This is a genomic window from Mycobacterium sp. OAE908 (genome assembly GCF_017872775.1).
In the GTDB taxonomy this organism is placed as follows: Bacteria; Actinomycetota; Actinomycetes; order Mycobacteriales; family Mycobacteriaceae; genus Mycobacterium.
Genome location: NZ_JAGGJL010000001.1, coordinates 3,058,882 through 3,070,952 on the forward strand (window position 1 = coordinate 3,058,882; position 12,071 = coordinate 3,070,952).

The window sequence follows — 12,071 nt, forward strand, 5'->3', positions numbered from 1 at the left end:
CTCCACGGCGGGGGGGTAGCGATGAGCGTCACTCGGGGGTCTGATGCAGAGTGATTGCATCGGTTGGGATCAAGACAAGAGATTCGAGGTTCGGCCCGACGGGAGTAAACCGGTGGGCGCGGCTATCACGGGAGCTGATTCGCGTGGTGTATGGGAGTGCGTCAACGGAGATTGGCGAGGTCTCCTATGAACGGCGACCGGATTCATGTCGCGCTTGTAGGGCCTATGGACCCGCGAGCACTCGCGCACCATCTCAGTGGTAGTACGGCGAACATCCCCGACGGGGGGCCGACGCCAGTCAACGAACTGGCTGACGGACTCCTTGCACTCGGGCATCGGGTGTCCGTGTACACGCCCCTACTGGGATCTCGCACCCCAGTTCGGTTAAGTGGCGAGAACCTCGATATCATTTTCGTTCCTCACCGGAACAGGCACCGCGCTCGCAACTTCTTCAGGGACGAGCGTCGTGCTCTGGAAAGGGAGTTGAAGAATTCGGAGGCCGATGTCGTCCATGTGCATTGGACTTACGAGTTGGCGTTCGCGGCAATCAAATCGGGAAAACGGCCATTGCTGGTCACTGCCCACGATGCGCCCCTCACAATACTTCGTTACAGGCTAGACGCATATCGGCTTATCCGGGCAGCCATGGCGATTCGCACTAGGTTCGCGATTCGTGAATTGACAGCAGTATCACCCTATCTCGCGGATAGCTGGCGAAAACAAATGCTTTATCGCCGCCCGATTTCGGTCATTCCGAATATCCTCCCAGACTTGCCCCCCGCTGCTCCGTCGAATGTGCGTAGTCGGTGGGTGATTCTCGATGTTGCGGACAACTCGCGTCTTAAGAATGTGCGTACACTGATCCGGGCTTTCGCAACGGTCGTGGAGAAATACCCACATGCGCAACTCCGACTGGTTGGACCCGGTCTAGCGGCAGAGGATCCGATTGTCGAATGGGCGCGATCGCGCCGGCTTGACGCGAACATCACATTCGTTGGTCCGGTGAATCGCGCAGACATCGCCAACGAATATGCGCGGGCTTCCATCTTCTGCCACCCGTCCTTGGAAGAATCTCACGGCGTGTCGATCATCGAGGCGCTCCACGCCGGACTCTCGGTGATCGCGGGCAAGAGTTCGGGCGGGGTCCCGTGGACCCTGTTCGAGGGACAGGCAGGGAGAGTTGTCGACGTGCGTGACCCTGCTGCTATCGCCGCCGCCGTCTCCGATGCGCTCGAAGACCCATCATCGACGGTGGCCCCCGGCTTCGACGTCGCGCAAGCCATCAACGACAGGCACCGCCCGGACGTAGTTGCCGCGGCGTATCTCACCGAATACCGTCGGCTCATCGAAGCGGATCAACTCCGATGACGGGTCGCCGTGCCCGGCTCCTCTACCTCCCACTGAGACTGGCGACCTCGTGCAGCATGAACCCCGGTCCGCACACCGTGCTGAACCCGGGAGGTGCCGAGATTGACCCAGTTGCCGCGCAGGGAGCGTTCTGCATGGACTCGCGGATGCTAGCCAAGGAATGACCGCACCCTCCAGGTCAAAACTCCGGACCCTGGCTTCGTACACAGGCTGGATGCTCGGCGCGCAGATCGCTACGGCGTTATTCCAGTTCGGCTACGCCGGCGTTACGAGTCGGCTAGTGCCCGACACTGGCTTCGGTGCAGTCGCCGCCGCGATGAGCCTGTTGGCAGTGGTGACACTCATCGCTCAGGGCGGACTCGGCGAGGCCACGGCGCGAACCCCCGAACTCCACCGGGGCAAATTGAGCTTCCTCGTGCTCGTTGCGATCGGCCTTGGGGTCGCGGCCGGGTTGTTACTCGTCCTGCTCGCTAAGCCGTGGGCGTTGCTGTGGGACGCGCCAGATGCCGTCGGTCCGGCCCGGCTGATCGGTGTGGCTGCATTCCTGGCGCCGCTCTCCGGACTGCTGCTCGGCGTCCAGTGGCGGCTTGGCCGATTCCGGGCGCTCGCGGTCTCGATGGTGGCAACTTCGGCTGCTGGCATGGCGATTGGTGTGGTTGCCGTCATTCTCGCCCCCGGCCCGATGACGTTGCTGGTTTCGCCGGTGGCGGCGTCGGTATTCCTAGCTATCGTGTTGCTCTTTCTGACCCGTCGACACTGGTGGGCGAGACCAGACGCCGTTGCGGCGCGGGCTGATCTCGGGTTTGCCTGGCGGATCCTCGGCATAACGATTCTCGCCTATCTCAGCCTGAACGCAGGCAAGTGGTCGGTATCTCGATGGGTCGGGACCGATGCGCTCGGACAGTGGAACCGAGCCGACGTGCTCACGGCGGTACCCATCGACCAGGCCACGCGCGCAATCACCCGGGCGGTTTATCCCGAGTTGAGGCACGACATCGGGGTCCAGTCGAGGACAAGGCAAGCATGGACCGACTATCTACTTCTCGTAGCATGGGCGGCATTTCCGCTCGCCGCGATTCTCGCCGGCGTGGCACCCAGCGCGACTGCGATACTGTTCGGCCCCGGATGGGGGCTAGCGGCAGCGATCGCCCCGTTAGTCGCAATTCAGTACGGACTTTTCGCTGTCGAATCTGTGCTCGCGAACGCGCTCGAGTCGGTCGGCCAATTTCGCCTGCGGGTCTGGACGGCACTGGCGTCCGTCGCGGTGATTGCCGCGGGTGCAGCCGTGACCAAAGTGACCGGATCCTGGGCAGTGGCACTGGCCGCGCTCATCGCCGCGTCGCTTCTGCAGCATTTGCTCCAGGTGGTGTTCACTGCCCGGCTCGGGGCGCTAGACGGGTGGTCCCTCGCCAAGGGGTACTCGTGTTCGTTGGCGGCTTCGGCCGTTCTGGGCGGAGCGGCGGCGTTGCTGTCCGCGGGGATGCTCGGCAGAATGGGCCCGCTCGCAGCGATTGCCGGAGCGGTAATCCTCATTGCTGTTGCCGTGCTGGGCGTTGCGCTAAGGCGTCACCTGCCTCCGGTGAAAATCCTCGCGCGATACAGAGAGGGTGAAGTCACCCCTGAACCGTAGAGGCATCGATGACGAGAGCTCGACGCGGGACAAGCGCAAGAAGTGCGACTGGAACTTCCGTGATGAACACTTCACCGAATTGACCGAAAAATGAGGTAGGGCCGATGTTAGGGTCGAAAATAATAGTCGGGGGAAGTGTTGCGCATAACTAGCCGCGGAGAGGCGGCCGATTGCGGTCATCGGGGTAATCGGCGTGCCTGACGAAATTCAACCGCCAGGCGATGCTGTCGCGATCGGTCGGCACTCTCATCGCGTGGCGTTCGTCCACAATTCGGTTCCGCAGTACAGCGTTCCCTTCTTGACGCGCCTGATCGCCGCCGCCGAGGAGGAAGGCATCCACATCGATGTGTTCCGGGGCGAGACTCCATCGGCGATGCGAGCCCGCGAGGACTCCGGCGATGCAACATTTATTCGCGCGCTCCGCACTCGTGAATGGCTCGTTCACGGCAAAGCGCTTTTCTACAAATCTCCGACCCCTGTACGGCGCGGCGGATACGACCTCGTGATCCTCGATCAAGCGGTCCAGAACATCGAGAGCTACGAGCTGCTCGCGCGCATCGGGCACCGACGCATAGCGTTCTGGGGTCACGGTCGCACCTACACAAAAGTCGTCTCCTCGCGCCAGGAGGCGCTCAAGCACTGGCTAACACGACGAGGCACGTGGTTCTTCGGTTACACGCAGCGCGGCGTCGACACAGTCGTCGAACACGGTTTCCCTCGGGACCGGACGACGGTGTTCAACAACACGATTGACATCGTCGCACTACGAGCTGATCTTTCCGCTGTCTCTGACACCGAGGTCGCCGATTTCTCGCGCCACCATGATCTGCGCGGGAGTGCCGCTCTTTACCTTGGCGGTCTTGACACGTACAAACGGATCTCATTTCTGCTCAACTCGGCAGCGATCGCTCATCAGAAGTGCTCCGACTTCCGTCTACTGATTGCGGGGAACGGCTCCGACCGGCCTCTGGTGGAAGAGTTCGTCGCGCGGAATTCGTGGGCCATCTATCTCGGTCGATTGTACGGGCGGGAAAAAGCCCGCGCGCTGAAGGCCGCGCAGGCGGTGTCAATCCCGGGGGCGATCGGTCTGGTGGCCCTGGACAGTTTGGCTGCCGGAACGCCGATCGTCACCACGGATTATCCGCATCACGGCCCGGAATTCGATTATCTGGAAGATGGCATTACTGTTGTCGTTACCAGGGACGACGTAGAATCCTACGCCGCCGGACTTATCGCGTTCCTGAACGATCGACCGCGACAGAAAGAAATGAGCGACCGCTGCGAGATTGAAGCCGAGAAATACACGCTTGATCGCATGGTTTGCAGTGTCCTCAGCGGAATCAAATCAGCAATCGAGTGAGCAACGCCGACGTCCTGCCAATAGTCACCAGCGGGAGATCATCGGCGGCATCTGTGCCGCCAGCCTGCGGGTTCTGATCAATACATGGAACAGGCCGCGCGCGATGATGTTCGATAGGCGAGCTTGCGGTTGCAGTGGCAATCCAGTGTCGGCGAGGATACGTCGCGCGGTCCGGAGTTCGCGCAGATACGGCCTATAGATATTTTGCATTACCGGCACTGGCACCACATACCTGCCCAGCCCGAGTCCAACATGGCGAGCGGAAATGATTCGCAGGCCATGAAAGTGATAAAAGACAGAATTGCCACAGGGGAACCGTGTGGCATTCCACGGCGCTAGTGCCAATTCCTTGTCGGCAAGAACGTGTACCCACTCTCCAAAACGTTCTGGCCAGTCATCCAGGTACTTCTGGTCGCCATATTTCCCATCCTCGGCACGCGCATAGCACCATTCGATGCAGCGCTCCTCCCACCACTTCCTGACGATTTCGCCACCATCGCGGGTGACAGTCAGAAATTGAACGCAAAATCGTCCGGATTCCGCTGCTCGGTCATGCTCGGGCGCGTAGGCGTGCTCGGTTATCAGTATTTTTTTACCCGATGCCTCCAATTCGCGGAATATTGGCGCTGGATCGCGCAGGAACCACAGATCCGCGTCGAGATAGGTCACGCGTTGGACATCGTCGTCCGCCTCGAATACGAAGCGCGGCGCGAACGGGGTGAGGGTCCAGCAGTATTCCCCGCGTGTCCGCGTGGGCTTAACCGCGAGCAGTTCCGGTGTCTCGACGTCCTTGGCGCGGAACAGTCGTACGTTTGGCAGACGCAACCTAGTCAGGACCGAGTAGGCCTGTTCGTCAACGCACAAGATCCACAGTGTGTAACTGCCGGCATGCCGCTGCAGCGAGGCATGAAGCGCCAGGCCTTGCGGCAAGAAAAAGCCGTCGAAAAGCGTGACGTAGTGCTCCATTAAACGGGCTCGAACGAGTTGATGGCCATTACGACTTGCTCCACATCTGTGTCAGTCATCTGTGGATGGCATGGAATCGACAGCACTGTTTCAGCGTGGGATTCGCTGACCGACAAGCCTTCTGGGTCGCGGCGCAGGTCTCGGCAGGGCTCCTGCTGGTGGACCGGAATTGGATAGTGAATCAGCGATTGAACGTTGCACGCTGCCAGGTGCTTGGTAAGCCGATCGCGCTCGACGCAAGTGATGACATACAGGTGATGGACATGCGCCGATTCTTCTTGCGGGCGTTCTGCTTGTCTGATGAGGGGATTGGTGATCCCCGATTGATAGAGCTCCGCAATTTGACGTCGGCGCTCAGTGAACTCAGGCAGCCATCTGAGTCGTTCGGCGAGTATCGCGGCGTGGATCTCGTCGAGTCGGCTATTCAGCCCGACGTTCGGATGGTGATAGCGGACGCTTTGCCCGTAGTTACGCAGCTGCTGCGCACGTTGAGCCACACTTTCGTCGCTGGTGACCAGCATGCCGGCGTCGCCGGTGGCGCCCAGGTTCTTGGTGGGGTAGAAGCTGAACGCACCGGCGGCGCCGAAACCGCCGGCCGCGACACCATGCCAGGTCGCCAGGTGTGCCTGCGCACAGTCCTCGATGAGATGTACTCGCTCGGCAGCACACAGCTGTAGCCAGGTGTCCATGTCGCGAACCTGCCCGTATAGGTGCACCAGCAAGACAGCCCGGGTCCGTTCCGACAAGCAGCGCTGGACGCTTGCCGGAGACATCAGCCCTGTGCCGGGTTCGATATCGGCCAGGACTGGCGTGGCACCCGCGCGCAGAACTGCCAGCACCGTCGCGAAAGCTGTCATTGGTGTAGTGATGACCTCATCACCCGGGCCGATATCCAACGCACGCAAGGCAATCTCGATGGCGTCCATGCCGTTGCCGACCCCGACTCCATGCCCAACCCCGCAGGCGGTGGCCCACTGCCGTTCAAACGCACTCACCTCGCCGCCGAGCACGTACCAGCCGCTTTCGAGGACGCGGCGCGCGGCAGCGACCATGTTTTCGCGGAGCTCGACAGGCTCGGCTTTGAAGTCATTCATCAGGATCATGAAGCTGAATCCTGCGTATCCCAGTAGTGGCGGTAGGTGGCGCCGTAATACTTGAGCGTCCTGGCAAGGCCGGTGCGTAGGTCGACTTTCGGCGCCCAACCGAGTTCGCGACCGATCAGGTCGAAGTTGCTGTAGTAATCGCCGATATCGATCGCCTTGCGCTCCGGCGGGAACTCAATCAATTCGTAGCTGCCGCCGTCCCACAACTCGACCATCATCTCGGCTAGCGCCTTGAGGCCCACGACCTCGGAGCTTCCGAGGTTGTAGACCTGGCCGTTGGCGATATCGCTGGCTCCGGCCAGCAGGATCGCGGCTACGCAATCGTCGACGTAGTTGAAGTCACGCAGCTGCAGACCGTCACCAAAGACCTTGATCGGCTTGCCCTCAATGAGCAGGCGCACCCAAATACCGAGGAAGGTCTGCCGGGCATCCTTTACCCGCATCCGCGGGCCGTAGGTATTTGTGAGCCGGAGTGCACAAGCGCGTATGCCGTAGACGTTGTTGTATAGCAGGTGATACCACTCGCCGGCCAGCTTGTTGATGCCGTTGACATCAACCGGTCGAATCGGATGGTCCTCATCGACCGGCAGATACTGCGGCTTCCCGTAGAGCTGCCGGGTACTCGCAAACACGACCTTGATACCTGGATTCGCGTTGCGGCAGGCTTCGAGAATCGACAATTGCGCCGAAGTGTTGATGTCGAGGTCCGTCTGTGGATTGTTCATCGAATCGAGATGACTGGTCTGACCGGCCAGGTTGAACAGGTAATCTTTGCCCTGCACCAAATACGCCATCGCAAACGGATCCCGCACGTCGCAGACATTCACGTTAGCTCGACACTCGATGCCCGAGATGTTGAATGAGTTGCCGCCATACTCCGGGATGAGGCTGTCGACAAGCGTGACGTGCGCACCCTGCGCGATCAATTCGCGGGCCAGGTTCGAGCCGATGAAGCCAAGGCCCCCGGTGATCAGTACTTGGCTACCGTCGTATGGACCCATTCGAAACCCCCAGATTCGCCTCGCTATTGATGAAAAGAAAACCTTTGAAATGTGAGCCGATCTGGACGAGTGGCGGAGCGTCGGCGCTGTCGAAGGCACACTCGAGCCGATACGTGGGGCTGAAGTTCTCGATCAACGCCGATTCGGATAACGACTGGCAGCGATAGCTCGCGGGATAAATGCGGGCGGGCACGTGCTGCACGTAGACGCGGTGGCGCGTTGAGGTGTTGACAAACGTTTTGTCCACGATCACCACTGGCGCACCCACTGCACGGAGCTCCGCGATCACCGGTGCGGAATCGGCGAGATACTGCAGTACGGCAGAGATCAGCACGACGTTCGGGCTGGCTTCTTTCAGGCACTCGCCGATGGAGTCGTAAAACCGTAGCCGCTCGTCTTGTAGTTCAGCCCGACCCGCTCGCGCGAAGTGCGGCTGCTCGACGATGTTCCAGCGCACGTCGGCTAGCGCGGACAGCAGCCTGGCGTGCTGAAAGTAGGTGCTGCCGAGCGAACCGCCAAAGTCGAGGACATCGAGCTTGCCGTTGGAGCGCGCGGCCGCCCACATTAGGCCGGCAGTGACAGGCCATCGGTAGTCGATGTCATCGAAGACCACCGAGTCGCGCTCGAACGCCGCCTCTCCGCGCTTGACTGTCAGCGTCGCCTTGAGCACCCGCGAGAGAATGTCGTCGGCGTCGTAGCCCGTGGATTTCGCTGCGGCGGCTTCCCACGATTCGAATGGCCCTTCGAAATGGATGCTACTGCTGCGCAGCGCGTACACCGACCGCGCCAGCGGGGGCGGCATCAAGTCGACCAAAGGGCGGATGAAGCTGATGTACCGGTTGGTAGTTCGTTCCAAAACTTACCCCTTCTGAGTAGTTCGAGCCGATGAACCCAAGGCCCCGGTGAGCAGGACTTGGCTACCGCCGTATGGACCCATTCGAAACCCCCAGATTCGCCTCGCTATTGATGAAAAGAAAACCTTTGAAATGTGAGCCGATCTGGACGAGTGGCGGAGCGTCGGCGCTGTCGAAGGCACACTCGAGCCGATACGTGGGGCTGAAGTTCTCGATCAACGCCGATTCGGATAGGGATTGGACGGGATAGCTCGCGGGATAAATGCGGGCGGGCACGTGCTGCACGTAGACGCGGTGGCGCGTTGAGGTGTTGACAAACGTTTTGTCCACGATCACCACTGGCGCACCCACTGCACGGAGCTCCGCGATCACCGGTGCGGAATCGGCGAGAACGTGCAGCACGCCAGAGATCAGCACGACGTTCGGGCTGGCTTCTTTCAGGCACTCGCCGATGGAGTCGTAAAACCGTAGCCGCTCGTCTTGTAGTTCAGCCCGACCCGCTCGCGCGAAGTGCGGCTGCTCGACGATGTTCCAGCGCACGTCGGCTAGCGCGGACAGCAGCCTGGCGTGCTGAAAGTAGACGGTGCCGAGCGAACCGCCAAAGTCGAGGACATCGAGCTTGCCGTTGGAGCGCGCGGCCGCCCACATTAGGCCGGCAGTGACAGGCCATCGGTAGTCGATGTCATCGAAGACCACCGAGTCGCGCTCGAACGCCGCCTCTCCGCGCTTGACTGTCAGCGTCGCCTTGAGCACCCGCGAGAGAATGTCGTCGGCGTCGTAGCCCGTGGATTTCGCTGCGGCGGCTTCCCACGATTCGAATGGCCCTTCGAAATGGATGCTACTGCTGCGCAGCGCGAACACGGACCGCGCCAGCGGGGGCGGCATCAAGTCGACCAAAGGGCGGATAAAGCTGAAGTACCGGCTGGCAGTTTGAGGCATGTGCGCATTCCGCCAATCAGCTCGCTCGACGTTCGTGCTTAGACGTTGGGGCGTCAGGGCGACCCGACGCTGCACTGCGATCGCCGTAGTAGCCGTAGTTGTAGCTGTATGCTGCATTTCCGCGCGTGGGCGCCAGTGTCAATACGGTGGCGAGTAGCGAAGCGCCGACGTCTTCAAGATGTCGAACCGCATGCGCGAGTTGCTGACGTTTGACCTCCCCGTATCGCGCCATCATCAGGATGCCGTCGGCATCGGCCGCCAATACAGCAGCGTCTGTGACAGCGAGGAGCGGGGAAGAGTCGATGATGACGTAATCGAAATTTGCACGCAGCTGGCCCAAGATCTTCTTGGCTGCTAACGAGCCGAGCAGCTCGCTGGGGTTCGGTGGGATGGCACCCGAAGCGAGAACGGTAAGTCTGGGAAACCGGCTTTTCTGTAGCACCTCATCAAGGGATGCGCGGTTAGCCAGTACAGTGCTGAAGCCGACTTGCTGAATCAGTCCGAGGTGCTTGGCTAGCGTCGGGCGGCGTAGATCGCCGTCGACGAGCACGACGTTGTGTTCGGCTTCAGCCAAGGCCAACGCAATGTTGATCGCCGCGTTCGATTTTCCCTCGTCCGGCACCGAACTGGTGATCAGGATCACGCGAGGCGGATTGTCGACGGCAAGGAACTGCAGGTTGGTCCGAAGCTTGCGAAATGCTTCCGCAATTGCCGACCTGTCACTATCGAACAGGATGATCGGATCTTTCCTGCGGTTCTTATCTAGCGGAATCGCACCGGCAACTCCCACACCGGTGATGTCTTCGAGGGTCTTTTCGTCTTTGACGGTATTGTCAAGCCGGTCGCGCAGGAGCGCGAGGCCAATTCCCAACAGCAAACCCATCGCCAAGCCGATTGCAATGTTGCGCGTCGTTTTCGGAATGACCGGTTCGGCGGCAAGTGATGCGTGCTGCTCGACGACAACGCGAGCAACGGGTGCCTCACCATCCGGCGGAGTCTCCAATTCCCGCACCAAGACGACGAATTCATCGGACAGGGTGTTCGCGATGTCGCGAGCCCGGCTCGGGGAGGCGTCGCGAACCGATACGTCTAGCAGGACCGTATCCTTGGCGGCAGTGGCCGTGACCTCATTTCGTAGCGCGCCCGCGGTCATATCGAGGTGAAGTTTGTCGACAACACGTTGAGCTAGGGCCTCGCCCGTCAGGAGTTTCGTATAGGAGACGACTCGCTGTTGCGAAGAAAGGGTGCCCGAATAGATCTGGCTGGCGTCCCCGGGGGCGGCCGACGTGGAGACGAAGAGCCTGGTCGACGACTCGTACAGCGGAGTGGTGTGCAAGTTGTATGCCACCGCCGCACCAACGACAACAGCTGTCGTCGCGACAATGATCAGCCAACGAGCCCGCATTGCCCGCAACAAGTCCAGAATGGTCATGTGGCCCCCCTCGTAGCCTGCCCCACCTCAAACGATCTCGCGTTTGCTGCTGCAGCATACAGTCCGTGCAGGAGGGAATGTCGACGATTAGCTATAGCCGCCGGTAGCAAACCTAGTGCCGCCGCGCTCATAGGTCGCTGACACTGCGGCCAAGCTCCGCGCGCGTCTTGATCCTGCGTTTGCGGTAGATCCGCACGAGGTTCGCTTCGACGGTCTTCGGGCCGATGAACAGGCGCGGTCGCGACGTCCTTATTGGTCATACCTGACGCCGCGAGTGCGGTCACCCATCGCTCGGAGGGGCGTAAGCGACAAGTCGTGGGTCGGCACCCGTTCCGCGCGGGCAAGTTCGGCCTTGCACGCGGTAGGCCCACAGCGACGTGGCGGTCGTTTCGAACGACTGCAGCGCCTCCCGCAGCGTCGCCCGTGCGCTCGTTGTGCAGAAGACGGCGCTGCAACTGACCGAGCAACAGCAGCCTGCGTGCACGTTCCAACGGCATCGGCAGCAAGTCAAGTTCGGTCATCGCGCACTGCGCCATGCGCTCCACCAACCCCATATCACGCTGGGCGGCATACCAATTGGCGCGGCGACGCGCTTCGATCGCGAGGATCTACGGGCAACCGAGGCGCTTGCCGTTTGGCGATCGAGGCGTTGCCCCAACAGCCCTTCACCGGCGCCTCGTCGCACCAGTTAAGTGGCGTAGGTGCGAGGAAGATGGGTCCGAACTCGATTCCGGTCCGCATTCGCAGTTGTCTGAAGCAGGTCGTAGACCGTCGAATTCGACCGCGGCCTGGCCAGTGACGCTGACCACAGGTCGACGGAGACGTAGTCCGAATCCAGTGTCCCGTACTCATGGTCGAGGTAGTCGGCATACAGACGCATTTACTCCGGGCCGGCCGGGATCGTCCGCGACCCCGTGTTCGCGCGGCGCGGCTGTCGTTGTCGTGCGGTGCTATTTGATCGTTTTCTCTGCTGTGGCGACGTCTTCGTGGCGCATTCCGAGGGCCTCCCCCGCCCGGAGGTCTGTGTCAAGCATCAGGGCAAAGTAGCCGGTCTCGCCGGTGCTCGGAGGCATCGAGTGTCGCCCGAACATGTTGGACAGTTAGGACTTTCGGCAGAGTTTGCGGTGCCTGCACTTGATTGTCCGTCCCACCTCAACCTAGCGTCTGAACACATGGTGCTGAAGCGGCCGATACGAAGGCGGTGGGCCTGTGCCCAGCCGTCGGCTGCATCGTGATCAGCAAGCCCTCGATCCCGCGCCTGGCGTGGAACCCGCAGAACGACGTCAACGCCGACAGCTTCCGACTCATGCTGCCCGCCGAGCAGGACGGTTCCACCATCGGCAGCGCCGATACCCGTGCATCAACGAGCACAGCCCACGACTCGAACTCCGTGCCTGGCATCAGCACGCGCTGCACAC

At 61.1% G+C, this 12,071-nt stretch carries 9 protein-coding genes; 3 read left to right on the forward strand and 6 right to left on the reverse strand.

Going from position 1 to position 12,071, the window contains the following annotated elements; translation table 11 throughout:
• Nucleotides 1-186: 186 nt before the first annotated feature.
• The 3 genes from J3E61_RS15055 to J3E61_RS15065 all read left to right on the forward strand — a co-directional run bounded on the left by J3E61_RS15055 (nt 187) and on the right by J3E61_RS15065 (nt 4,358).
• Nucleotides 187-1,368 (forward strand): glycosyltransferase family 4 protein, encoded by a 1,182-nt coding sequence (locus J3E61_RS15055; protein ID WP_210084095.1) that lies wholly within the window; start codon nt 187-189, stop codon nt 1,366-1,368.
• A 214-nt stretch (nt 1,369-1,582) separates the two neighbouring features.
• Nucleotides 1,583-2,998: an oligosaccharide flippase family protein gene (locus tag J3E61_RS15060; protein ID WP_210084096.1), complete on the forward strand. Its 1,416-nt coding sequence runs from the start codon at nt 1,583-1,585 to the stop codon at nt 2,996-2,998.
• Between the two features lie 253 nt (nt 2,999-3,251).
• A complete protein-coding gene (locus tag J3E61_RS15065; RefSeq protein ID WP_210084097.1) occupies nt 3,252-4,358 on the forward strand; it encodes a glycosyltransferase family 4 protein in 1,107 nt (368 codons plus the stop codon).
• Nucleotides 4,359-4,382: 24 nt separating this feature from the next.
• Here J3E61_RS15065 and J3E61_RS15070 read toward each other — a convergent pair whose 3' ends face one another.
• The 6 genes from J3E61_RS15070 to J3E61_RS15095 all read right to left on the reverse strand — a co-directional run bounded on the left by J3E61_RS15070 (nt 4,383) and on the right by J3E61_RS15095 (nt 10,653).
• Nucleotides 4,383-5,324, reverse strand: a complete 942-nt coding sequence (locus tag J3E61_RS15070) for a hypothetical protein (protein WP_210084098.1) — start codon at nt 5,322-5,324, stop codon at nt 4,383-4,385.
• Nucleotides 5,324-6,526: a DegT/DnrJ/EryC1/StrS family aminotransferase gene (locus J3E61_RS15075; RefSeq protein WP_210084099.1), complete on the reverse strand. Its 1,203-nt coding sequence runs from the start codon at nt 6,524-6,526 to the stop codon at nt 5,324-5,326. Before J3E61_RS15075 ends, J3E61_RS15070 begins: the two co-directional genes overlap by 1 nt.
• The gene (locus J3E61_RS15080; RefSeq protein ID WP_210084100.1) at nt 6,424-7,428 is read right to left on the reverse strand and encodes an NAD-dependent epimerase/dehydratase family protein; all 1,005 of its coding nucleotides are present in this window, start codon (nt 7,426-7,428) and stop codon (nt 6,424-6,426) included. Before J3E61_RS15080 ends, J3E61_RS15075 begins: the two co-directional genes overlap by 103 nt.
• Nucleotides 7,409-8,284, reverse strand: coding sequence for a methyltransferase, TIGR04325 family (locus J3E61_RS15085; RefSeq protein WP_210084101.1), 876 nt, complete (start codon nt 8,282-8,284; stop codon nt 7,409-7,411). The genes J3E61_RS15080 and J3E61_RS15085 overlap by 20 nt, the downstream gene beginning before the upstream one ends.
• A 61-nt stretch (nt 8,285-8,345) precedes the next feature.
• Complete coding sequence (locus J3E61_RS15090) at nt 8,346-9,221, reverse strand: methyltransferase, TIGR04325 family (protein ID WP_210084102.1); 876 nt, start codon at nt 9,219-9,221, stop codon at nt 8,346-8,348.
• A gap of 16 nt (nt 9,222-9,237) precedes the next feature.
• Nucleotides 9,238-10,653, reverse strand: a complete 1,416-nt coding sequence (locus J3E61_RS15095; RefSeq protein WP_210084103.1) for a polysaccharide biosynthesis tyrosine autokinase — start codon at nt 10,651-10,653, stop codon at nt 9,238-9,240.
• Nucleotides 10,654-12,071 lie beyond the last annotated feature (1,418 nt).